This is a genomic window from Pseudomonas sp. PDM02 (assembly GCF_014852285.1).
Lineage (GTDB): Bacteria > Pseudomonadota > Gammaproteobacteria > Pseudomonadales > Pseudomonadaceae > Aquipseudomonas > Aquipseudomonas migulae.
Genome location: NZ_JACVBL010000001.1, coordinates 18992 through 43358 on the forward strand (window position 1 = coordinate 18992; position 24367 = coordinate 43358).

General features: G+C 59.8%; 17 protein-coding genes and 1 pseudogene. 9 read left to right on the forward strand and 9 right to left on the reverse strand.

What is annotated here, in order from left to right:
• The first annotated feature begins 402 nt into the window (after positions 1–402).
• From aceK to IB245_RS00090, 3 genes are all read left to right on the forward strand, one after another.
• A complete protein-coding gene (gene aceK / locus IB245_RS00080; RefSeq protein ID WP_192225932.1) occupies positions 403–2121 on the forward strand; it encodes a bifunctional isocitrate dehydrogenase kinase/phosphatase in 1719 nt (572 codons plus the stop codon).
• A gap of 187 nt (positions 2122–2308) precedes the next feature.
• Positions 2309–6220, forward strand: coding sequence for an ATP-dependent RNA helicase HrpA (hrpA, locus tag IB245_RS00085; RefSeq protein ID WP_192225934.1), 3912 nt, complete (start codon positions 2309–2311; stop codon positions 6218–6220).
• Positions 6221–6558: 338 nt separating this feature from the next.
• Positions 6559–7680 carry a beta-ketoacyl-ACP synthase III gene (locus tag IB245_RS00090; RefSeq protein ID WP_008043468.1) on the forward strand — a complete coding sequence of 374 codons (1122 nt, stop codon included), beginning with the start codon at positions 6559–6561 and terminating at the stop codon, positions 7678–7680.
• A gap of 162 nt (positions 7681–7842) precedes the next feature.
• Here IB245_RS00090 and IB245_RS00095 read toward each other — a convergent pair whose 3' ends face one another.
• Positions 7843–9159 (reverse strand): putative porin, encoded by a 1317-nt coding sequence (locus IB245_RS00095; RefSeq protein ID WP_008029035.1) that lies wholly within the window; start codon positions 9157–9159, stop codon positions 7843–7845.
• A gap of 284 nt (positions 9160–9443) precedes the next feature.
• Between IB245_RS00095 and IB245_RS00100 the strand changes: the two genes are divergently transcribed.
• Positions 9444–10568: a GNAT family N-acetyltransferase gene (locus IB245_RS00100; RefSeq protein WP_192225936.1), complete on the forward strand. Its 1125-nt coding sequence runs from the start codon at positions 9444–9446 to the stop codon at positions 10566–10568.
• Positions 10569–10583: 15 nt separating this feature from the next.
• Here IB245_RS00100 and aqpZ read toward each other — a convergent pair whose 3' ends face one another.
• From aqpZ to IB245_RS00125, 5 genes and pseudogenes are all read right to left on the reverse strand, one after another.
• Entirely contained in the window at positions 10584–11279 is a 696-nt protein-coding gene (gene aqpZ / locus IB245_RS00105) for an aquaporin Z (protein ID WP_008029032.1), read from the reverse strand.
• A 1112-nt stretch (positions 11280–12391) separates the two neighbouring features.
• Positions 12392–14224, reverse strand: a complete 1833-nt coding sequence (locus tag IB245_RS00110; protein ID WP_192225938.1) for an ABC transporter ATP-binding protein — start codon at positions 14222–14224, stop codon at positions 12392–12394.
• A 90-nt stretch (positions 14225–14314) separates the two neighbouring features.
• Complete coding sequence (locus IB245_RS00115) at positions 14315–14878, reverse strand: peptidylprolyl isomerase A (RefSeq protein WP_008034295.1); 564 nt, start codon at positions 14876–14878, stop codon at positions 14315–14317.
• A gap of 3 nt (positions 14879–14881) precedes the next feature.
• Positions 14882–15687: pseudogene (locus IB245_RS00120) on the reverse strand (alpha/beta fold hydrolase).
• Positions 15688–15701: 14 nt separating this feature from the next.
• Positions 15702–16625 (reverse strand): LysR family transcriptional regulator, encoded by a 924-nt coding sequence (locus IB245_RS00125; protein ID WP_008034291.1) that lies wholly within the window; start codon positions 16623–16625, stop codon positions 15702–15704.
• A gap of 49 nt (positions 16626–16674) precedes the next feature.
• Between IB245_RS00125 and IB245_RS00130 the strand changes: the two genes are divergently transcribed.
• The 3 genes from IB245_RS00130 to IB245_RS00140 all read left to right on the forward strand — a co-directional run bounded on the left by IB245_RS00130 (position 16675) and on the right by IB245_RS00140 (position 19020).
• Entirely contained in the window at positions 16675–16989 is a 315-nt protein-coding gene (locus IB245_RS00130) for a hypothetical protein (protein ID WP_008034289.1), read from the forward strand.
• 229 nt (positions 16990–17218) lie between these two features.
• Entirely contained in the window at positions 17219–17818 is a 600-nt protein-coding gene (locus IB245_RS00135; RefSeq protein ID WP_192225941.1) for an FMN-dependent NADH-azoreductase, read from the forward strand.
• A gap of 335 nt (positions 17819–18153) precedes the next feature.
• Positions 18154–19020 (forward strand): carboxylate/amino acid/amine transporter, encoded by an 867-nt coding sequence (locus IB245_RS00140; protein WP_008040940.1) that lies wholly within the window; start codon positions 18154–18156, stop codon positions 19018–19020.
• Positions 19021–19124: 104 nt separating this feature from the next.
• Here the strand turns inward: IB245_RS00140 and IB245_RS00145 are convergent, their stop codons facing one another.
• Positions 19125–20012, reverse strand: coding sequence for a LysR family transcriptional regulator (locus IB245_RS00145; RefSeq protein WP_008034284.1), 888 nt, complete (start codon positions 20010–20012; stop codon positions 19125–19127).
• Positions 20013–20171: 159 nt separating this feature from the next.
• Here IB245_RS00145 and IB245_RS00150 point away from each other — a divergent pair, with 159 nt between their 5' ends.
• A complete protein-coding gene (locus IB245_RS00150) occupies positions 20172–20816 on the forward strand; it encodes a hydrolase (RefSeq protein ID WP_192225943.1) in 645 nt (214 codons plus the stop codon).
• Between the two features lie 131 nt (positions 20817–20947).
• On the opposite strand, the gene IB245_RS00155 is transcribed toward IB245_RS00150, so the two are convergent.
• On the reverse strand, positions 20948–22246 hold the full coding sequence (locus IB245_RS00155; RefSeq protein WP_008034280.1) for a mechanosensitive ion channel family protein: 1299 nt from the start codon (positions 22244–22246) through the stop codon (positions 20948–20950).
• A gap of 193 nt (positions 22247–22439) precedes the next feature.
• Here IB245_RS00155 and IB245_RS00160 point away from each other — a divergent pair, with 193 nt between their 5' ends.
• Positions 22440–23786, forward strand: coding sequence for a DEAD/DEAH box helicase (locus IB245_RS00160; RefSeq protein ID WP_008034278.1), 1347 nt, complete (start codon positions 22440–22442; stop codon positions 23784–23786).
• A 152-nt stretch (positions 23787–23938) separates the two neighbouring features.
• On the opposite strand, the gene IB245_RS00165 is transcribed toward IB245_RS00160, so the two are convergent.
• Positions 23939–24214 carry a hypothetical protein gene (locus IB245_RS00165; RefSeq protein ID WP_192225945.1) on the reverse strand — a complete coding sequence of 92 codons (276 nt, stop codon included), beginning with the start codon at positions 24212–24214 and terminating at the stop codon, positions 23939–23941.
• Positions 24215–24367: the final 153 nt, after the last annotated feature.

Consider the following 24367-nt stretch of genomic DNA (forward strand, 5'->3'; position numbering starts at 1 on the left):
TCCTTGGGCATTTTGAGAGGTAGTCCTCGTGGACCGAGGATCTTGTTTTTAGGCGGGTGAACGTGGGGTGTATATCAAAGTGCCATTATCTTGGTAAGACCAGTTCGAGAGCCCTTTTCAGGCGGGAAGGCTTTCAGGAAAAAGCAGAAAACCTGGCGGCTGACATTTGCCTGAGCGTGAATTGGATCCGAACGCCTGATGATCAGAGGGCTGTAGATGAATCGATTAATTGGATCGAGGGGGACTGGCGAGGTTGTTTACTGACCGAACGGTCGATTAAAAAAAGTCTGAAAAAACTGCGCCCATGAGCGATTCATTCGTTTTCGGACCGAAATTAGGCTTCTCCTGCACCCGGTTCACTGGCTAAGCTCAGGCCTTCCGAATTCCCGTAGAGGTCTCACCATGCCGCAGCAATGGCCAGCCGCCGACATCGCCCGAATGATCCTCGATGGCTTTGACGATTACCGCGAGCATTTCCGGCAGATCACCGACGGTGCCCGGGCGCGTTTCGAGCAAGCCCAATGGCAGGAAACGCAAATCGCCTCGGCGGCGCGGATCAACCTCTACGAAGAGAAAGTCAGCGAAACGGTGGACCGGCTGCGCATCGCGTTCGACGCCGACACGCTGGATGTCAGCTGCTGGCCACTGGTCAAAAGCGCCTACATCAGCCTGATCGACCTGCGCTTCGACGATGAACTGTCCGAGACCTGGTACAACTCGATCTTCTGCGGGCTGTTCAGCCACGACCTGATCAGCGACGGCTGCATGTTCATCCACACCACCCGGCCTAGCCTGCGCCGGGCGCGCGCCGCGCAAACCCGCACCTACAAACCTCAAGGCCAGTTGTCGGGCATGTTGGCGAGCATTTTTGCCGACTACCGTTTCAGCGAGGATTACGCCGACCTCGCGGGCGATCTGCGTCGCCTCGAAGCACAGCTGCGCGAGAACCTGCCGGACTGGGTGTGCAAGGATCCCGAGCTGAGCGTCGAGCTGTTTTCCTCGGTGTTGTACCGCAACAAGGGCGCTTATCTGGTCGGGCGCATCTACACCACCGATGAGCAATGGCCGCTGGCGATTCCGCTGCTGCACCTTGAGGGCCGCGGCATCCAGATCGATGCGTTGATTACCGACGAAGCCGACGTGTCGATCATCTTCTCGTTCACCCGTTCCTACTTCATGGTCGATGTGCCGGTGCCGGCGGAGTTCATCGGTTTCCTGCGGCGGATCTTGCCGGGCAAGCACATCGCCGAGCTGTACACCTCGATCGGGTTCTACAAGCACGGCAAGTCGGAGTTCTACCGGGCGCTGATCAACCACTTGGCCAGCACCGACGACCAGTTCATCATGGCCCCCGGCGTGCGCGGCATGGTGATGAGCGTGTTCACGCTGCCGGGTTTCAACACCGTGTTCAAAATCATCAAGGACCGTTTCTCGCCGTCGAAAAACGTCGACCGCGCGACGGTGATCGAGAAGTACCGGCTGGTGAAAAGCGTCGACCGCGTCGGGCGCATGGCCGATACCCAGGAATTCGCCGATTTCCGTTTTCCGTTGAGCAAGTTCGAGCCGGCGTGTCTGGAAGAATTGCTGGACGTGGCGGCGTCTACCGTATCGGTGGAAGGCGACACCGTATTGATCCGCCACTGCTGGACCGAGCGGCGGATGACGCCGTTGAACCTGTACCTGGAAAACGCCAACGAGGCGCAGGTTCACGATGCGCTGGAAGATTACGGCCTGGCGATCAAGCAACTGGCGGCGGCGAACATTTTTCCCGGCGACATGCTGCTGAAAAACTTCGGCGTCACCCGTCACGGTCGCGTGGTGTTTTATGACTACGACGAGATCTGCTTCCTGACCGAAGCCAACTTCCGCCACATCCCGCAACCGCGCACGCCGGAAGACGAAATGGCGTCCGAGCCGTGGTATTCGATCGGGCCGCTGGACGTATTCCCCGAGGAGTTCCCGCCGTTTCTGTTTGCCGATTCCGCGCAGCGGCGCTTGTTCGATCAGTTGCACGGCGAGTTGTACAACGCCGATTACTGGAAAAGTCTGCAAGAGGCGATTCGTGCCGGCAAGGTGATCGACGTGTTCCCGTATCGGCGCAAGGGCATGGATACCGAGTAGTTCTCTGCGATTGCTGCGCAATCGAATCGCGAGCAGGCTCGCTCCCACATTTGACCGCGGTGCCCCGATTTTGTGGTCGCTGCAGATCCAGTGTGGGAGCGAGCCTGCTCGCGATTCGGCCGCGCAGCGGTCGTAAAATCTGCGACAATCCGCCCCCTGCGCCACTAGACGACTTATTGCGTACCTGATGACTGACGAATCGCCTTCACTCGACAAACTGCTGAAAAACCTCGATCACGCCATGCTCGCCGACCGCCACCGGCTGCGTCGGCAGTTGCTTGAGCTGCGCAAGAAACCCGACGAAGCCAAGCTGGCCCAGTGGGTGGCGCGCATGCAGGCGTCCTGTGATCAGGTGTTGGCGCGACGCGCCAGCCTGCCGGTGATTCGTTACGACGACAGCCTGCCCATCGCCGCCAAGCGCGATGAAATCAAGGAAGCGCTGCTCAAGCATCAGGTGCTGATCATCGCCGGTGAAACCGGCTCGGGCAAAACCACCCAGTTGCCGAAGATCTGCCTGGAAATCGGTCGCGGCCAGCATGGCCTGATCGGCCACACCCAGCCGCGTCGAATCGCGGCGCGCAGCGTGGCGAGCCGGGTTGCCGAAGAACTGGCGACGCCATTGGGCGCGCTGGTCGGCTATCAGGTGCGGTTCGAGGATCAGAGCGATTCCAATACGCTGATCAAACTGATGACCGACGGCATCCTGCTGGCGGAAACCCAGAACGACCGCTACCTCGAACGCTACGACACGATCATCGTTGACGAAGCCCACGAACGCAGCCTCAACATCGACTTCCTGCTCGGTTACCTGAAAACCCTGCTGCCCCGTCGTCCGGACCTGAAGGTCATCATCACCTCGGCGACCATCGACCTGGAGCGTTTCTCCAAGCACTTTGACGATGCGCCCATCGTTGAGGTCTCCGGTCGTACCTTCCCGGTGGAAACCTGGTATCGCCCGCTGACCCTGGAACAGGATGAAGAGGGCAACCGCGTCGAGGATGACCTGACCGTGGATCAGGCGATCCTCGCCACCCTCGACGAAATCGCCGCGTTCGAACGCAGCGAGCGCAAGAGCCCCGGCGACGTGCTGGTGTTCTTGCCCGGCGAGCGCGAGATTCGCGACGCCGCGGACATGCTGCGCAAGGCGCAACTCAAACACACCGAAATCCTGCCGTTGTACGCACGCTTGTCGCCGGCCGAACAGCAGCGGATTTTCCAGTCGCACCCGGGGCGTCGCGTGGTGCTGGCGACCAACGTCGCCGAAACGTCGCTGACCGTGCCGGGCATTCGTTACGTGATCGACAGCGGCACCGCGCGCATCAGCCGCTACAGCTACCGCGCCAAGGTCCAGCGCCTGCCCATCGAAGCGATTTCCCAGGCCAGCGCCAACCAGCGTAAAGGTCGATGCGGTCGGGTTGAGCCAGGCATTTGCGTACGGCTGTTCAGCGAAGAAGACTTCATCGGTCGCCCGGAATTTACCGACCCGGAAATCCTGCGGACTAACCTCGCGGCGGTGATTTTGCAGATGCTGCATCTGCGCCTCGGCGAGATCACCGATTTCCCGTTTATCGAGCCACCCGATGGCAAGGCCATCAGCGACGGTTTCAACCTGCTGCAAGAGCTGTCGGCGGTGGACCGCAACAGCCAGCTGACCCCGCTGGGGCGTCAATTGGCGCGCCTGCCGGTGGACCCGCGCATGGGCCGCATGCTGCTCGAAGCGGCGAAACTCGGCAGCTTGCAGGAAGTGCTGATCGTCGCCAGTGCGATGTCGATTCAAGACCCGCGCGAGCGTCCGCCAGAGCGTCAGCAAGCGGCGGATCAGGCGCATGCGCAATGGAAGGACGTGGACTCGGACTTCGCCGGGCTGGTCAATCTGTGGCGTGGTTTTGAAGAACAGCGCCAGGCGCTGACGGCCAGTCCGCTGCGTAACTGGTGCCGCAAGAATTTCCTCAACTACCTGCGGCTGCGCGAGTGGCGCGACTCGCACCGTCAGTTGAGTTTGATCTGCCGCGACATGCAGTTGAGCCTGAACAAAGAGCCGGCGGATTACCCGAAGCTGCACAAAGCTGTGCTCTCGGGCCTGCTCAGCCAGATCGGGCAGAAAACCGATGAAGGCGATTACCTCGGTGCCCGGCAGCGGCGCTTCTGGATTCACCCGTCATCGGGCCTCGGCAAAAAGCGCCCGCAATGGCTGATGACCGCCGAACTGGTGGAAACCACCAAGCTCTACGCGCGCATGGTTGCCAAGATCGATGCCGACTGGATCGAGCCGCTCGCCGGGCACCTGATCAAGAAAAACCACTTCGAACCCCATTGGGAGAAGAAGCGCGGGCAGGTCGTGGCGTTCGAGCAGATCACCTTGTTCGGGCTGATCGTGGTCGGTCGTCGGCCGGTGCATTACGGGCCGATCGATCCGGTGGTGTCCCGTGAGTTTTTCATTCGCGAAGGCCTGGTACGCGGCGAGATTCAATCCAAAGCCAAGTGCCTGACCGCCAACCAGCAACTGCTGGAACAACTCGACGAGCTGGAAGCCAAGGCTCGCCGTCGCGACATTCTGGCCGACGAAGAAACCCTGTTCACCTTCTACGATGCGCGACTGCCGGCGGAGATTCACCAGACCGCGACCTTCGACAGCTGGTATCGGGTCAACAGCCAGAAAGACCCGCAACTGCTGATCATGCGCGAAGAAGACGTGTTGGCCCGCGAGGCCAGTGAAGTCACCGCGCTGCATTACCCGGACACCTTGCACATCGGCGATCTGGAACTGGCGCTCAGTTACCATTTCGAACCGAACCACCCGCGTGACGGCGTGACCCTGCGCGTGCCGGCGCCGCTGTTGCCGATGCTGCCGCCGGAACGTCTGGAGTGGCTGGTGCCCGGCGTGATCGAGGCCAAGTGCATTGCCTTGGTGCGCAACCTGCCCAAGGCGCTGCGCAAGAATTTCGTACCGGTGCCGGACTTCGTCAAAGCCGCGTTGCAGCGCATGACCTTTGCCGAGGGTTCGTTGCCTCAGGCATTGGGGCGCGAGTTGCTGCGCATGACCGGTGCGCGGGTCAGCGATGAAGCATGGGCCGAAGCGGCGCAGCAGGTCGAAAATCACCTGCGGATGAACCTGGAAATCGTCGATGGCCAGGGCAAGTTCCTCGGCGAAGGACGAAATCTGGCGGAACTCACCGCGCGATTCGCTGAAGCCAGCCAGGCGGCATTGGCCGTCCCGCAAACGGCAAAAAGCCAGCAACCGGTGGAGGCGAAAGTCTTCGCCGCCGTGGCGGAAAAGACCCAACAGAAGATTGCCGGGCTTTCGATGACGGTGTATCCGGCGCTGGTCGAAGAGGCCGGCACGGTCAAGGAAGGGCGGTTCTCGACACCGGCCGAAGCCGAGTTCCAACATCGCCGCGCGTTGCAGCGCCTGCTGATGCAACAACTGGCGGAACCGGCGAAGTTCCTGCGCGGCAAGTTGCCGGGCCTGACCGAGCTGGGCCTGATGTACCGCGACATGGGTCGCGTCGACAGTCTGGTGGAAGACATTCTGCTGGCCAGTCTCGACAGCTGCATCCTCGACGGCGAAGACCCGTTGCCGCGTGATGGCGCCGGATTGGCGGCGCTGGCCGAACGCAAACGCGGCGGCTGGACCGAGCATGCCGAGCGTCTGGCGAAGCTGACCCTGGAGATTCTCAAGCTCTGGCACGGCCTGCAAAAACGCTTCAAGGGCAAGATCGATCTGGCGCAGGCCGTGGCGTTGAATGACATCAAGCAGCAGCTCAGTCATCTGGTGTATCCGGGGTTCGTCCGCGAAACGCCGATGCAGTGGCTCAAGGAACTGCCGCGTTACCTGAAAGCCATCGAGCAGCGCTTCGAGAAGCTGGCTGCGCAGGTGCAGAAGGATCGGGTCTGGAGCGGTGAGTTGTCCGGCCTCTGGACTCAATACCAGACTCGCGCCAACAAACACGCCCAGGAAGGTAAACGCGATCCGCAGCTGGAGCTCTATCGCTGGTGGCTGGAGGAGTACCGGGTTTCGCTGTTCGCCCAACAGTTGGGGACCAAGGTGCCGATCTCCGACAAACGTCTGAACAAGCAATGGACCCAGGTCGAACCCTAAAACCTGTAGGAGCACGGCTTGCCGGCGAAGGCGTCTTTGAGTGCGATGCAAGGTTCAAGGCCGCCTTCGCCGGCAAGCCGTGCTCCTACAGGTTGGATATCTGCCGTTTGTCATTACTTGAACCGTAGTGCCGTTGCACTCGCAAAAGGGGCCAAAACCTAACGTTTATGGCAAACTTCGCGCCTATAAACGCCGGCCCCGCGGTTTTGAGCCTCCACAGGTTCGGGCGGTTCGGAATAAAGCGATGCCAGGTTTGCTTCCTGTGACGGGAACAGACCCTTTATGTATTGGTACGTCGGTGCCAATGCTTTCTGCCTGAACAGATTAGAGAAACGACCATGCATAACGTCGTCATCAGCGGCACCGGCCTGTACACCCCGGCCAACAGCATTTCCAACGAAGAGCTGGTGCAGTCTTTCAACGCTTACGTCGCGCAGTTCAACGCCGACAACGCCGACGCCATCGCCCGTGGCGAAGTCGAGGCATTGACCGAATCCAGCGCCGCGTTTATCGAAAAAGCCTCCGGTATCAAAAGCCGATTCGTCATGGACAAGGACGGCATTCTCGACCCGCAACGCATGACGCCACGTCTGCCGGAGCGCTCGAACGACGAGTGGTCGGTCCTCTGCCAGATGGCCATCGGCGCCGCCGAGCAAGCCTTGCAGCGTGCTGGCAAAACCGCGGCCGACATCGACGGCGTGATCGTTGCCTGCTCCAACCTGCAACGCGCCTACCCGGCCATCGCCATCGAAGTCCAGGAAGCCCTGGGCATCCAGGGTTTCGGTTTCGACATGAACGTGGCCTGCTCCTCGGCGACCTTCGGCATTCAAGCGGCGGCCAACAGCGTGCAACTGGGCCAGGCCCGGGCAGTGCTGATGGTCAACCCGGAAGTCTGCACCGGTCACCTGAACTTCCGTGACCGCGACAGCCACTTCATCTTCGGCGACGCGGCCACTGCAGTGATCATCGAACGAGCGGACCTGGCGACGTCCAAGTACCAGTTCGACGTGGTCAGCACCAAGCTGCTGACCAAGTTCTCCAACAACATCCGCAACAACTTCGGCTTCCTCAACCGCGCGGCGGAAGAGGGCATCGGTGCCAAGGACAAACTGTTCGTGCAGGAAGGCCGCAAGGTGTTCAAGGAAGTCTGCCCGATGGTGGCCGAGCTGATCGGTGCGCACCTGGAAGAGAACCAGCTCAACGTCGGCGACGTGAAGCGCTTCTGGCTGCACCAGGCCAACCTCAGCATGAACCACTTGATCGTGAGGAAACTGCTGGGCCGCGAAGCCACCGAAGCAGAAGCCCCGGTGATTCTCGACACCTACGCCAACACCAGCTCTGCGGGCTCGGTGATTGCGTTTCACAAGAACCAGGATGATCTGGCGGCGGGTTCGCTGGCGGTGCTCAGCTCGTTCGGCGCCGGTTATTCGATTGGTAGCGTGATTCTGCGCAAGCGTTGAGTTGTCGCGGTAAATGAAAAGATCGCAGCCTGCGAAGGCTGCGATCTTTTTTTTGCATAAAAAAACTCGCGCTGCGGTATCGGACGGATGATGGGGACCGATACAGCAGCGCGAGTTTGTAAAAGCAGTTTGGGCGTCCTTGCCCGAACCGTGTAGCAGGGATCAGAACTTGGCTTCGGCATCCAGTTGCAGGGTGTTGATTTTCGAGTCGCGCAGGGTGGCGTTGGTGTAGTCGGAATCAGCCATGAAGTACGTCGCGCCGAGGGCGAAGTTCTTGTCGATCTCGTAGCTCACTTTCAACTTGCTGCCGCGCGAACCGGTGAAACCGTTGGCGAAGTCAGAGTCGGTGAAGGCGCCGACCACGGCGTTACGCTGTACGTCACGATAGTTGTAGTCCACGCCGAAGCCGAAGACGTTGGTCTTGACACCGGCCAACCAGCCCATGTCCTGATCGTTGCTGGCATCGTCGTTGTTGACGACTTGACCGTAGATCGACAATGGCATTGGCAGGCCGCCGATGTCGAGCTGACCAAAGCCTTCGTACAGTTTGAACTGTTCGTTCGCCGTGTTGCCGTTAATGGCCAGTCGGCAGGTGTTCGCCGCACAGGTATTGTTGATGTCGTTGTCGTTGTCGTAAGCGTAGAGACTGCCACCCAAGGTCATTTTCAGGTTGTCAGTGATCGCGAAACGCGCGCCCAACTGGCCTGAGTACAGACGCAGGTCGTGGCGGAACTGCTTGCCTTCGCCGTCGACGTTGTCCTTGAGGGTGAAGTGGCCGGCGCTACCGAACAGCTCGGTGCTGCCGCCCAGCGGGTATTTGTAAGTCACTGCCAGACCTTCCGGGTTGATGTCGCTATCCCAGATGATGTCGCCCATGCTCACCCATGGTTGCGCCATCTTGCCGCCGATCAAGTGCAGATTCTTGATGGCGTCAGGGTGGTAGTCGACGTAACCCTGGTCCAGCCAGATATCCTTCTTGGTGAAGTTGCCATCCAGGCTCTGGTTGGTGGAACGAGAGTCGTTGTCGCTGCCAGTGGCAATACGGATGCCGGTGTCCACTTGCGGGTTGATTGCAGTGTAGGCACCCAGGCGGACGCGAATACGTTGACGATCCTGGTCGCCGGTGTTGGAAACACCGTCGTTCTTGACCGTTTCCTGGCGGAAACGCACGTCACCCTTGAACTGGGTCTTGGCAGCCCACGCCAGTTTCTGGTCGAAGGTGCTCAGTGCTTCGGTTTTCTTCGCGGTGGCCGCGATCTGCTCGTTAGTCTCTTGCTGAGCCTGACGGGCGATTTGCTGATCCTTCTGATCCCTGGCCAGCTCGGCTTGCAACTCGCTGTACTGCGCGTTGGTAATCGAACCGTTAGCCTTCAGCATGTCGAGCAGTTTGGCGTCGACTGCGGCGCTGGCCGGAACACTCATGGCCAGCAGCAGACCGCCACACAGGGCCGCCGCAGTTTTCGTGGAAGCAAGACGCATATCAATCTCCGAAGATGAGAGGGGATGACTTAGCCATCCAGGGCACAACCGACCGATGTCGGACGGAAAACAGTGATCGGGCTAAGAACCCGACGCTCTAAAAACTGGCGCCAGTATCGCGATGGTTTATGACAAGGCAGTGGCAAAGTGATGGCGGCTCGATGACGATACAAAGTGCGAAGGAACTTTCTATTCCGGGCCCTGTCGGCGGATCACGAGTGTGGATTGCGCCTCGATAGGCGATACTCGCGAGGCTTTTACGCCAAGAAGTGGAGAGGGAAGTGATGCCGCTGCAACGCCTGGAACGTCTGTCCGAAATAGCCCCGCACACCTGGGATGCCCTGGTGCCGCAAACCCAGCCGTTTCTGCGCCATGCCTTTCTCAGTGCACTGGAAGACAGTGGCAGCGTCGGCGCGCATTCCGGTTGGCAGCCCGAGCATCTGTTGCACATGGACGGGGACCGGTTGATCGCCGCGCTGCCCAGTTACCGCAAATGGCATTCCTATGGCGAGTACGTGTTCGATCACGCCTGGGCCGATGCCTGCGAGCGTGCCGGCATCGACTATTACCCCAAACTGTTGACCGCCGTGCCGTTCAGCCCGGTCAGCGGACCGCGCTTGCTGGCGGCCTCGGTCGAGGACGGTTTCGAACTGCTGAAGAGTTTGCCGGGCTACCTCGAGATCGAAGAACTCTCCAGTGCGCACATCAATTTCACCGATCCGTTCACCGACGCGGCGCTGGCCGAACAACCCGGCTGGCTGCAGCGCATCGGCTGTCAGTACCACTGGCAAAATCGCGGCTATCGGGATTTTCAGGACTTCCTCGACGTCCTCAGTTCGCGCAAGCGCAAGCAGATGCGCAAAGAGCGCGAGCAAGTGGCGGGGCAGGGGTTTGATTTCGAGTGGCTGGAAGGCAAGCAACTGGATCAGGCGCAGTGGGATTTCGTTTACGCCTGTTATGCCAACACCTACGCGGTGCGCCGGCAACGGCCCTATCTGACGCGGGAATTTTTCAGTCTGTTGGCCGAGCGCATGCCGGAATCGATTCGCGTGGTCCTGGCCAAACAGGGCTCACGGCCGGTGGCCATGGCCTTCAGCCTGGTGGGCGGCGACAGTTTTTACGGGCGATACTGGGGCTGTCTGGCGGAGTTCGATCGTCTGCATTTCGAGACGTGTTTCTATCAAGGGATGGACTACGCAATTGCCAACGGTTTTCAGCGTTTCGATGCCGGTGCTCAGGGTGAGCACAAACTGATTCGCGGGTTTGAACCAGTGATCACCCATTCCTGGCACTACTTGCGCCATCCCGGCTTGAAAGCCGCCGTCAAAGACTTCCTTCATCAGGAGCGTCTCGGCGTCCTGGCCTATGCCGAGGAAGCGAGGACCGCCTTGCCTTACCGACAGGACTGATCCTCTTCCATGGGGTCAAGTGCCTTCCTTGCCCAGCCACCGATACGTCACACCACCAACCACCGCACCCAGCAGCGGCGCGACCCAGAACATCCACAATTGCGCGATCGCCCAGCCGCCGACAATCAGGGCCGGGCCGGTACTGCGGGCCGGGTTGACCGAGGTGTTGGTGATGGGAATCGAGATCAGGTGGATCAGTGTCAGGGCCAGGCCGATGGCGATCGGTGCCAGCCCGGCCGGCGCACGTTTGTCGGTGGCGCCGAGGATGATCAGCACAAACATCGCCGTCATCACCAGCTCACAGACAAAGCCTGCAGCCATCGAGTATTTGCCGGGGGAGTGTTCGCCGTAGCCGTTGGAGGCCAGGCCGGCGGAGAGGTCGAAGCCTTCCTTGCCGCTGGCGATGTAGTAGATCAACGCGGCGGCGATGATCCCGCCGATGACCTGGGCGATGATGTAGGCGGGCAGTTCCTTGGCGGGGAATCGGCCACCGACTGACAAACCGACCGATACGGCGGGGTTGAGATGGCAACCGGAGATGTGGCCGATGGCGAAGGCCATGGTCAGTACGGTGAGACCAAACGCGATGGCCACACCGAGCACTCCGATTCCAAGCGGAGAAGACGCGGCCAGAACCGCACTGCCGCAACCCCCCAACACCAGCCAGAACGTACCTAACAACTCAGTGACTGAACGTTTGAACAGAGACATGAGAGTGTCCTTGATAGGTTTCCTATCGAGACTGTATCGAGTTATGCATCCTGCAGATTTACGACAGGCTCATCTCCAGAACCTTGGCTGAGTACAGCAGGGTTTTTCTGGAATTCCAGTGGGCTTAGAGCTGTTGGGGGCTGGGGTTGATGGGGGTTTGTGGGTTGGGGGCATATCCGTTACTGCGGTAATGGCGGCTATTGGTTTCGCTCTTACAGCGAGTCACTTTGGAAAAGCCCCAAAGTAACCAAAAGGCTCTTGCCCCTTTCGTTCGGTGCCTCGCTGTGGCTCGGCATGCCCTCGCTCCGGTCCTGCTCCGTGGGCCCGCCGCCATCGGCCATCCATGGCCGGGGGCGGCTAACCCGGCATCCATGCCGGGTTGCCCACTACGCAGAACCTGCGCTCGGCCTCTCGAGGGGGCGACTACCGCCACAGCCGCCGAGGCGGCCTGAAAGCCGACCTGGCTCTCAGCTGTCCGCGTTCTTCTTCTTCTTCTTCTTCTCTGCTGCGCTCACTCATTCTGGACATGAACACCGCTCCCCTGTAGGAGCCGGCTTGCTGGCGATGGCGTCCTTTCAGGCGATAGATGTGTCGACTGACCCACCGCTATCGCCAGCAAGCCGGCTCCTACAGGGGATCGTATTTCTCCAGACACCTATGCATTTCCCTTGTAGGAGCCAGCTTGCTGGCGATGGCGTCCTTTCAGGCGATAAATACGTCGACTGACCCACCGCTATCGCCGGCAAGCCGGCTCCTACAGGGGGCACGTACGCTTTTGATTTTCACCACTCATCAGGCCGAGCGTTAGCTCGCCTTCCGCTTTTGATCTTGAGGTACACGCCCCCTCGAGAGGCCGAGTGGAGGTTCTGCGCAGTGGGCAACCCGGCATGGATGCCGGGTTAGCCGCCCCCGGCCAGGGATGGCCGATGGCGGCGGGCCCACGGAGCAGGACCGGAGCGAGGGCATGCCGAGCCTTAGCGAGGCACCGAACGAAAGGGGCAAGAGCGCTTGGTTACTTGGCGCTTCTCCAAGTGACTCGCCGTAAGGGCGAAACCCATAGCGGCCGTTACCGCAGCAACGGATATGCCCCCAATCCCAACCCCAATCCCCAATCAATCGATCCCAACAAACCCCCCAGTCTGATGCTGCCACAACCGCGCATACAACCCGCCATGCGCCAGCAACTCAGCATGGGTCCCCGTCTCGGCAATCTTGCCTTTCTCAAGCACCACCAGCCGGTCCATCCGGGCGATGGTCGAGAGCCGGTGAGCAATGGCAATCACGGTTTTACCCTGCATCAGGGTTTCCAGGCTTTCCTGAATCGCCGCTTCGACCTCCGAATCCAGCGCCGAAGTCGCTTCGTCCATGATCAGAATCGGTGCGTCCTTGAGCAGCACGCGAGCGATGGCGATCCGCTGACGCTGACCACCGGAGAGCTTCACCCCACGCTCACCGACATGCGCATCGAAACCGGTGCGTCCCTCGGCGTCCGAGAGCAACGGGATAAACTCGTCGGCCCGGGCCTTGTGCACCGCTTCCCAGAGTTCGGCATCGGTGGCGTCCGGTTTGCCATAGAGCAAATTGTCGCGGATCGAACGGTGCAGCAGCGACGTGTCCTGGGTGATCATGCCGATGCGCTCGCGCAGGCTTTCCTGGCCGACTTCGGCGATGTTCTGGCCGTCGATCACGATCCGCCCGCCCTGCACGTCATAGAGGCGCAGCAGCAGGTTGACCAGAGTCGATTTACCGGCGCCGGACGGGCCGATCAATCCGATTTTTTCACCCGGTTTGATCGTCAGGTTGAGGTCGCCAATGATCCCGCTCTTCTTGCCATAGTGAAAATCCACGTGCTCGAAACGCACTTCGCCCCGGGCGACGGTCAGCGGTTTGGCCTCTGCGTGATCAGTGACGCTGACCGGTTGTGAAATGGTCTGCAAACCGTCCTGAACCATGCCGATGTTTTCGAAAATGCCGGTAACCACCCACATGATCCAGCCGGACATGTTGACGATCCGGATCACCAGGCCGGTGGCCAGCGCAATGGCGCCCACCGTGATCAGCGACTGCGTCCACAGCCACAGCGCCAGGCCCGTGGTGCTGACGATCAGCAAGCCGTTCATGCTGGTGATGACCACGTCCATGCTGGTGACCACGCGGCCAGCCAGTTGGGCTTTGACCGTCTGTTCTTCGATGGCTTCCTTGGCGTATTGCTGCTCGAAGTTGGTGTGGGCGAACAGCTTCAGCGTGGTGATGTTGGTGTAGCCGTCGACGATCCGGCCCATGAGCTTGGAACGCGCATCCGAAGACACCACGGAGCGCTCTTTCACCCGTGGCACGAAGTAGTAGAGGGCGCCGATGTAGGCGGCGATCCAGGTCAACAACGGGATCATCAGGCGCCAGTCGGCCTCGGCGAACAGCACCAGCGAACTGATCGCGTAGATCAGCACATGCCACAACGCATCCACCGCTTGCACGGCGGAATCGCGCAGCGAGTTGCCGGTCTGCATGATGCGTTGGGCGATGCGCCCGGCGAAGTCGTTCTGGAAAAAATTCAGGCTCTGTTTGAGCACGTAGCTGTGGTTTTGCCAGCGGATCATGCTGGTCATGCTCGGGCTCAGGGTCTGGTGCACCAGCAAGTCATGCAGGCCCACGAACACCGGGCGCAGGATCAGCGCCACGACGGCCATCCAGGCCAGTTCGATGCCGTGTTCCTTGAAGAAATTGACGTTCGGCGTGCCTTGGGCCAGGTCGATGATGCGGCTCAGGTAGCTGAACAGCGCCACTTCGATCAATGCACCGAACAGGCCGACGGTCAGCAGGGCGGCGAAACTCGGCCAGACCTGCTTCAGGTAATAGGTATAGAAGGGGAAAACACGGTCGGGCGGAGCCGCCGTCGGGGCGTCACGGAACACGTCAATCAATTGTTCAAAACGGCGATAAAGCATCAGTTCTCCGCCCGCGTGCGGGCTCTCCTTTAAACACTATGAGCGGCGCCGAATGCCGGCGGCCGCTCAACATCCCTGTGCCTGTGGATCTTAGTCGATGCGCTTGGCCGACTTGATCAGCACCGGGTCGATAGGCACGTTCTGCATGCCGCTTTTGGTGGTGGTCTGGGAGTTGACGATGATGTCCACCACGTCCATGCCCTTGACCACTTTGGCGAACACCGCGTAACCGGCGTCGCGACCCGGGTCGAGGAACGCATTGTCGGCGACGTTGATGAAGAACTGGCTGGTGGCCGAATCCGGGTTCGACGTACGTGCCATCGACAAGGTGCCGCGCACGTTATGCAGGCCGTTGCTGGCTTCGTTCTTGATCGGTGCCTTGGTGTCTTTTTGCGCCATCTGCGCAGTGAAACCGCCGCCCTGGGCCATGAAGCCCGGGATCACACGGTGGAAAATCGTGTTGTTGTAGAAGCCGCTGTCGACGTACTCAAGAAAGTTCTTGGTACTGATCGGCGCCTTGACCGGGTCCAGTTCGATTTCGATCTGGCCGTTGGTGGTCTCCAGCAAAACGTGCGGCGCCTTGGCGGGCGTAGCGGCCATCAGGTTGGCGGCAAACAGAACGGTGCCAGCGACGAGGGCGATTTTTTTCAGCATGGGTCAGTGATCCTGAGTGTGGTGGTGTCGACTGCGGTGAGAAACTCGAGCAGGGTTTGGTTGAAGCGTTCGGGTTGATCCAGCGGGGTGGCGTGACGCGAATCGGCGATCACCACCAGCCGCGCATCGGGCAGCAGTTTTACATAGTTCTCTTTCAGCGCGACCGGCGTGTAGTCGCGGTCGGCGCTGACAATGAGGGTTGGACAGGACACCCTGGAAAGTCGTTCCTGAACCCCCCAACCAACAATCGCGTCGAAGCTGGCGAGATAAGCATGTTTGTCGTTTTTTGCCCAGCGTTCGGCCATCTTTTGACGCAATTCAGCCTGTTCCGGCTTGGGGAACAGTTTGCCACCAAGGGCCTTGCCGATGGTGCCCAGGCTAAGCGCACGCATCAGGCTCCAGCGCTTGAACCATTGCCAGTAATCGTCGCGGCTGCGCAATTTGACCTCGGGCGCGCTGTTGACGATGCACAGGCTCTTGAGCAATTGCGGCTGATCCACCGCCAGTTGGAAGCCGATCATGCCGCCCATCGAAAGTCCCACGTAATGTGCGGGGCCGAGGTTCAGATGTTCGATCAGGGCAACCATGTCGGCGCTGAACCCGGCGATGCTGTAGCGCTCTCGGGGTTTGTCGGAGCGACCGTGGCCGCGCACATCCGGGACGATCACCCGGTAGCGGGTCGCCAATGCCGGGATCTGTTTTTCCCAGTCCAGGGTGCTGGAACCGAGCCCGTGAACCAGCAGCAACGGCGTGCCGTGACCATATTCCTCATAGTGCAGGTTGCAACCTTCGTGTTCGAAATAGGCCATGCGATCACTCCGTGTCAGGCTTGTTCTGGGGCAGCGAAGGGCGCATCCAGCGGCGCGGTGTCGAAGGTGCGCAGCAGTTCGATGAGGATTTGCGTGGCCGGGCCCAAGGGTTTTTCCTTGTTTGAATACAGGTAGAAACTCGGGTTCCGGCTACCGCCCTGATCCAACGGTAGCAGCTTGAGCGTACCTTCCTTCAGTTCGCGTTCGATCATGTGCCGCGGCAACCAGGCAAATCCCAGGCCGCTGCTGACAAACGTCGCGGCGGTGGCCAGGCTGCCGACGGTCCAGCGCTGTTCGGCGCCGAGCCAGCCGACGTCGCGTGGCTGTTGACGGCCGGAGTCGCGGATCACCACCTGCATCTGGCTTTCCAGGTCCTGGAAATTCAGTTCACGGTTCAATCGATGCAGGGCGTGCTCGGGGTGGGCGACGGCGACGAATTCAACGTCGCTCAACTCCGCGCCCAGATAGCCGGGAATACTAAAGCCGGTGATCGCCAGATCGGCCACGCCTTCGAGCAGGACTTCCTCCACGCCCGACAATACTTCTTCGCGCAGACGCACGCGGCAGCCACGGCTTTGTGGCATGAACGCGGTCAAGGCGCGGACAAGGCGGGCGCTGGGGTAGGCGGCGTCGACCACCAAACGCACTTCGGCTTCCCAGCCTTGTTCCATGTGATGCGCCAGGTCTTCCAGTTGGCTGGCCTGTTTCACCAGTTGCCGCGAGCGACGCAGCAAGACGCCGCCGGCCTCGGTCAGTACCGCCTTGCGGCCGTCGATGCGCAGCAATGGCACGCCGAGTTGATCCTGCATGCGCGCCACGGTGTAGCTGACCGACGATTGCGAGCGATGCAGCGCTTCGGCGGCCTGGGCGAAACCGCCGTGGTCGACCACGGCCTGTAACGTTCGCCATTGATCAAGGGTCACGCGGGGCGCTTTCATCTTGAGCTCCTCTTGTCCTAAGCTGGCGGTCCTTATTGGAGACTGCCGAATGAAAAAATTCTGTTGTGTGGTGCTGGCGATGTTGCCGTTGACTGCGTTTGCCTACCCGATCGACGTACAAAAACAGCTGAACGGCATGGACATCGACTACAACGCGTATGACACGGATACCGACATCGCCTCCATACAGGTCAACAACTTCGGCAGCACCGATGCAGTCTGTAAGGTGGTTTTCAATAACGGTCCGGAAGCGCCGCGCACCCGCAATATCGAAGTGGCTGCCGGCAAGCACAAAAATGCCACTGCCAAGTTCAACCGGACCATCATCAAGATGCGCATCAACCTGACCTGCACCCCCAAATAACACCGAGATCCTGTGGGAGCGGGCTTGCTCGCGAAAGCGGTGTATCAGTCGACATATTGGTTGAATGACACACCGCTTTCGCGAGCAAGCCCGCTCCCACAGGTCATGCTCAGCTTATAAACGAATTTATTGATGGGTTATAGCAGTTATTTGCGCTTTTTCATCGATATGACTCTGTTTAACCTTCACTCCATCGACTTACAGCATTCTCAGATGGAGGCTACATCCCATGTCCCGCGTTCTGATCATCGAAAGCAGCGCCCGTCAGCAAGACTCGGTTTCGCGTCAACTGACCCAGACCTTCATCAACCAGTGGAAAACCGCTCACCCGAACGACCAGATCACCGTACGTGACCTGGCTGTCAATCCGGTGCCGCACCTGGATATCAACCTGCTGGGCGGCTGGATGAAACCCGCCGAGCAGCGCAACGACATCGAACAGGCTTCCCTGGAGCGCTCCAACCAGTTGACTGATGAATTGCTGGCCGCCGACGTATTGGTCATGGCCGCACCGATGTACAACTTCGCGATCCCCAGCACGCTGAAAGCCTGGCTCGACCACGTGCTGCGAGCCGGTGTGACCTTCAAATACACCGACACCGGCCCGCAAGGCCTGCTCAGCGGCAAACGCGCTTACGTGCTGACCGCTCGCGGCGGGATCTACGCCGGCAGCACAGCGGATCATCAGGAACCGTACCTGCGTCAGGTCATGGGTTTCATCGGAATCCACGATGTGACCTTCATCCACGCAGAAGGCATGAACCTGGGCGGTGACTTCCATGAGAAGGGCCTGAACCAGGCCAACGCCAAGCTTTCCCAAGTGGCCTGAGGCTTTAATCGCCAGATAATCGCTGGATGGTCTAGTGACCTGGCGCAACCCTTCAAGCCTGTACGCGCATCGACCTCCCTTTGCACTTGTTGCTCCTGAGTGCTGTAGCCCGATTGAACGCTTTAGCGAGATCGGGCTTTTTTTTGCCTGCGATTTAGTGGTTTGCCACAAACCTGTAGGAGCGAAGCTTGCTCGCGAAGACGGTGTCACAGTCAACAGAGATAGCGGCTGACACACCGTCTTCGCGAGCAAGCTTCGCTCCTACAGGGATCTGTGTGTTCTCGCGATCGTCGGCAAAACCCGCTATCGTCGCCGCCATTCAAAACGAGGCGAGCATGGGCTATCTACTTTTTGTCACGCTGATCCAGGCGTTTTCCTTCAGTCTGATCGGCGAATACCTGGCCGGTCATGTCGACAGTTACTTCGCGGTGCTGGTGCGCGTGCTGCTGGCGGGGCTGGTGTTTATTCCGTTGACGCGCTGGCGCTCGGTGGAGCCTGCGTTCATGCGCGGCATGCTGCTGATCGGTGCGTTGCAGTTCGGCGTGACTTACGTCTGCCTGTACCTGAGCTTCCGGGTGCTGACGGTGCCAGAGGTGTTGCTGTTCACCATCCTTACGCCGCTGCATGTGACGCTGATCGAAGACGCGCTGAACCGGCGCTTCAACCCATGGGCCCTGGTCGCGGCGCTGGTGGCGGTGCTCGGCGCGGCGGTGATTCGCTACGACCGGATCAACCCGGATTTCTTCATGGGGTTCCTGCTGCTGCAACTGGCCAACTTCACCTACGCCGCCGGGCAGGTGCTTTATAAGCACCTGGTGGCGCGTCATCCAAGCGATCTGCCGCATTACCGGCGCTTCGGTTATTTCTATCTCGGCGCTCTGGCGGTGGCGTTGCCGGCGTTTCTGTTGTTTGGCAAACAGAACTTCCTGCCCGAAGCACCGCTGCAATGGGGCGTGCTGGTGTTCCTCGGCCTGGTCTCGACCGCGCTGGGGTTGTACTGGTGGAACAAGGGCGCGTGCCTGGTGAATGGCGGGACGCTGGCGGTGATGAACAATCTGCATGTGCCGGTGGGGTTGCTGATCAATCTGCTGATCTGGAATCAGCATGAAGAGCTGGGGCGGTTGTTCTTTGGCGGATCGGTGATTTTGATGGCGGTGTGGATCAGCCGGTTGGGTGTACGAAAGTCGTTGGCAATCACCTGACTCCTGTAGGAGCCGGCTTGCCGGCGATCGCGGTGTGACAGGCAACAGGTATGTTGACTGACACTCCGCCTTCGCGGGCAAGCCTCGCTCCTACAAGGGACGTGTTATTTCTCTGCCAGTTGCGCCACCAGAAATTCGATGAACGTCCGGGTCTTCTGCGGCACCCGGCGTGCCGATGGATAGACCGCGTTAATCGTGATCGCAGGCGCCTGCCATTCACACATCACCGGCACCAACCGGCCAGCCGCCAGCGCATCCTCGACGATGAAATTGGGCAACAGCGCGATGCCCATGCCGGCTTCGGCAGCCTGGGCGAGCAAGTCGCCATTGTTGGCGTGCAGCGGGCCCGTGACGTTGACCCGCTGGGTTTCCTTGCCATTGCACAGCTGCAAACTCACGCCGCTTTGCAAATACCCGTAGTTCAAACATTGATGGGCGCGCAGATCCTGCGGCGTCTGCGGAGTGCCTGCGCGTTCGAGATACGCAGGTGAGGCGACCATGATTCGCGGGGCCGGCGCCAGTTGCCGGGCAATCATTGTCGAGTCCGGCATGCTGGCGATGCGGATGGTCACGTCGAAACCACCGCGCACCGGGTCAACCTGCTGATCGCTGAGCACCAGTTGCAGCTCTATGTTCGGGTGTTGTTCATGAAACAGCGGAATCAGCGGCCCCAGCCGGCGCAACCCGAAGGACATCGGCGCATTGACCCGCAGCACCCCGCGTAACTCGCCGATGCCGTTACGGGCACGCTGTTCGGCCTCGTCCAGCGAGGCCAGTACTTCCCGCGCCGCGTCGAAATACTCCGCGCCTGCCTCGGTCAGGTGCAGGCTGCGCGTGGTGCGTTGCAACAGTTGCACGCCGATGGCTTCTTCCAGCGCCTGAATCTGTTTACTGACTTTTGATCGCGGCACATCCATTGCCCGTGCAGCGGCGGCAAAGCCGTTCTCGCCGACCGTGACGACGAACGCGCGCATGCATTCGATGCGATCCATGATTGTCCCTATTTTAGAATCAATGATTCTCTATTTTAGGTAATTGTCCCTTTCCTTGCTAGCCCCTAAAGTGACATCCAAGCCGACGACAAAGCCTCTGGAAGCCGCGTCGACTAACCCATTACTGATTTGAATTATCGACATCAAAAGGAACGCGCCATGTCTATTCGTGAACTGCTCAACCCAACCAACTCCGCTCTGATCCTGATTGACCACCAGCCGCAAATGGCTTTCGGCGTGCAGTCGATCGACCGTCAGACCCTGAAGAACAACACCGTCGGCCTGGCCAAGGCCGCCAAGATCTTCAACGTGCCGACGATCTACACCTCGGTGGAAACCGAAAGCTTCAGCGGTTTTATCTGGCCGGAGTTGCTGGCTGTTCACCCAGAGCAGAAGCCGATCGAGCGCACCTCGATGAACTCCTGGGAAGACAAGGCGCTGGTTGACGCGGTGAAAGCCACCGGCCGCAAGAAGCTGATCATTGCTGCGCTCTGGACTGAAGTCTGCCTGACCTTCCCGGCGCTGGAAGCCCTGGCTGAAGGCTACGAGGTGTACATCGTGACCGACGCGTCTGGCGGCACCACCAAAGAAGCTCACGACATGTCGGTGCAGCGGATGATTCAGGCAGGCGCGGTGCCGGTCACCTGGCAACAAGTGCTGCTGGAATACCAGCGTGACTGGGCACACAAAGACACTTACGAGGCGGTAATGGAACTGGTGCTGGAACACAGCGGCGCGTATGGCATGGGTGTGGATTACGCCTACACCATGGTGCACAAGGCGCCGCAGCGAAAAATCAACTGACACCACTACCCCTGTAGGAGCGAGCGATGCGGCGGTCCGACTTGCCCGCGAAGGCGGTGTGTCTGTCGACATTAATGTTGCCTGACACACCGCCTTCGCGGGCAAGCCTCGCTCCTACAAGGGTTTGGGGGTTACATGATGTGTTTTTCGGGTTCGGGGATGTGGCTTGCGCCTAGCATCGCCGGGAGCAACCCGGCCCGCAGATCCCCGCCACTCGGCTGCTGATAAAGGCTCAAGCCAAACTCCGGCAGCACCGCCAGCAGATAATCGAAAATATCCCCCTGAATCCGCTCGTAATCCGCCCACGCCGTGGTGCGGGTGAAGCAATAGATTTCCAGCGGAATCCCCTGCGCCGTGGTCTGCATCTGCCGCACCATGCAGGTCATGTTCGGCTGGACCTCCGGATGGCTTTTCAAATACGCCAGCGCGTAGGCGCGGAAGGTCCCGATGTTGGTCATCCGCCGACGGTTGGCCGACATTGCCGCGACGTTGCCCTGAGCCTCGTTCCAGGCCTTGAGTTCAGCCTGTTTGCGGCTGATGTAGTCAGTCAGCAGGTGCACCTGAGACAGTTTTTGCTCTTCGTCATCACGGATGAATCGCACGCCGCTGGCGTCGATGAACAGGCTGCGCTTGATCCGTCGTCCGCCGGACTGCTGCATGCCGCGCCAGTTCTTGAACGACTCGGACATCAGGCGCCAGGTCGGAATCGAAACGATGGTCTTGTCGAAGTTCTGCACCTTGACCGTGTGCAGCGTGATGTCCACCACATCGCCATCGGCGCCGACTTGCGGCATCTCGATCCAGTCGCCGACCCGCAGCATGTCGTTGCTGGTCAACTGCACGCTGGCGACAAACGACAACAATGTGTCCTTGTAGACCAACAGAATCACCGCCGACATGGCGCCCAGACCCGACAGCAGCAACAGTGGCGAACGGTCGATCAACGTGGCGACGATAATGATCGCGCCAAATACGTACAAAACCATTTTCGCCAGTTGCACGTAGCCTTTGATCGAGCGGGTGCGGGCGTGTTCGGTGCGGGCGTAGATGTCCAGCAACGCATTGAGCAGGGCGCTGATCGCCAGCACCAGGAACAGAATGGTGAAGGCCAGTGCGACGTTGCCGAGGAAAATCAGGCTGGTTTTGCCCAGCTCCGGCACCAGGTGCAAGCCGAACTGGATCACCAGCGACGGCGTCATCTGCGCCAGGCGATGAAACACCTTGTTCTGGCGAAAGTCGTTGACCCAGTGCAACGCCGGTTGGCGGCCGAGCATTTTGGTCGCGTGCAGGATCAGGTAACGCGCCACTCGTCCGAGGGTCAGCGCCACCACCAGCAACAGAAGCAGCCCGAGGCCGGAATGCAGGAGCGGATGCTGATCGAGAGCACCCCAGATGTCTTGGACGTTGAGCCAGAGCTGTTTGATATCCATGGGTAAAACCGTTTCTTCTATTGTCCGTGTCGGAGCGATTAGAGCATTTAAGACGCTTTGCATGACGTTTAAGGACAAAAGAGGCAACAAAAAAGCCACTGTTTACGGTCGATTGCATAAAGAAACTCGGCCTTCGCGCTCGAAACCGTTACCCTATGCAGCTGTTTTTTTGTATTTCTTCGAGGTAGCACCCGTGTTTTCCCAATTCGCCCTGCACGAACGCCTGCTCAAAGCCGTGGCCGAGCTTAAATTTGTCGAGCCAACGCCTGTGCAAGCAGCGGCTATTCCGCTGGCGCTCCAAGGGCGTGACCTGCGGGTGACAGCGCAAACCGGTAGCGGCAAAACCGCTGCTTTCGTTTTGCCGATCCTCAACCGTCTGATCGGCCCGGCGAAAATCCGCGTCAGCATCAAGACCCTGATCCTGCTGCCGACTCGCGAGCTGGCCCAGCAGACCATCAAGGAAGTCGAGCGCTTTGCGCAATTTACTTTCATCAAATCCGGCCTGATCACCGGCGGTGAAGACTTCAAGGTCCAGGCCGCCATGCTGCGCAAGGTGCCGGACATCCTGATCGGTACGCCGGGCCGGATGATCGAGCAACTGAACGCCGGCAACCTCGACCTGAAAGAAGTCGAAGTGCTGGTGCTCGACGAAGCCGACCGCATGCTCGACATGGGCTTTGCCGAAGACGTGCAGCGTCTGGTGGACGAGTGCACCAATCGCCAGCAGACCATGCTGTTCTCCGCCACCACTGGCGGTTCGGGCCTGCGCGAGATGGTTGCCAAGGTTCTGAACAACCCGGAACACCTGCAGCTGAACAACGTCAGCGACCTGAATGCGACCACTCGTCAGCAGATCATCACCGCTGACCACAACCAGCACAAAGAGCAGATCGTGAACTGGCTGCTGGCCAACGAGACCTATCAGAAGGCCATCGTGTTCACCAACACCCGGGCCATGGCCGACCGTATCTACGGCCGCCTGGTGGCGCAGGAATACAAAGCGTTCGTCCTGCACGGTGACAAGGACCAGAAAGACCGCAAGCTGGCGATCGATCGCCTGAAGCAAGGCGGCGTGAAAATCCTCGTGGCCACCGACGTTGCCGCTCGCGGCCTGGACGTTGACGGCCTGGACCTGGTGATCAACTTCGACATGCCGCGCAGCGGCGACGAATACGTTCACCGCATCGGTCGCACCGGTCGTGCCGGCAACGATGGCCTGGCCATCTCGCTGATCTGCCACGGCGACTGGAACCTGATGTCGAGCATCGAGCGCTACCTCAAGCAGAGCTTCGAGCGCCGCACCATCAAGGAAGTCAAAGGCACCTATGGCGGACCGAAGAAGGTCAAGGCCTCGGGCAAAGCGGTTGGCGTGAAGAAGAAAAAGGTCGACGCCAAGGGCGAGAAGAAGAAAACCGGCGCCAAGGCACCGACCAAGCGCAAAATCGCCAACCGCCCGAAGACCGACGCCTTGTCGCTGGTCAGCAAGGACGGCATGGCCCCGCTCAAGCGCCGCAAGCCGGAAGCCCCGGCTGCTGAATAAAGCGCCGTAGCGATCCCATAAAAAAACCGGACAAATGTCCGGTTTTTTTTCTCCCGCAAATTGGAATGCAATCCCTTGTAGGAGCCGGCTTGCTGGCGATTCTCCCTGACACACCGCGTTGAGGCGATCGCCAGCAAGCCGGCTCCTACAGGTCAGTTTTCGGCTTTTTTATCCGCTGTTTCCAGCTCCTTCATTCGCTGATCGATCAACTGGCACTTGTCCGGCAGATCGGCGCTGGCCGTGCCCAAATCCATTTTCTGCAATTCATCGTTGATCTCCTTGGCCTTCTTCGGATTCTGCTCGGTGAGCTTGGCCACTTCCTTGGCCAGTTGTTCGCGTTTGGCGGTGGCCTCCTCGGGTGTGCAAGCCCAGGCGGGGAGGGCGCAAGCGAGGGTGGCGGCGAGGGTGAGTTTCAGCAAGGTTTTCATGGAATGGGCCTCGGTTCCGTTTTGGGCGGTTAATCGGTTGAGGCCACTCGGGACCTTAAAGTTCCGCTTGCTGCACACGGTGGAAACAGCGCCTGGGAATCGTCCTGTTGCCCTTGGTTTTTCTTCCGGCATGCGCTCTGAGGTTTCCTGCCG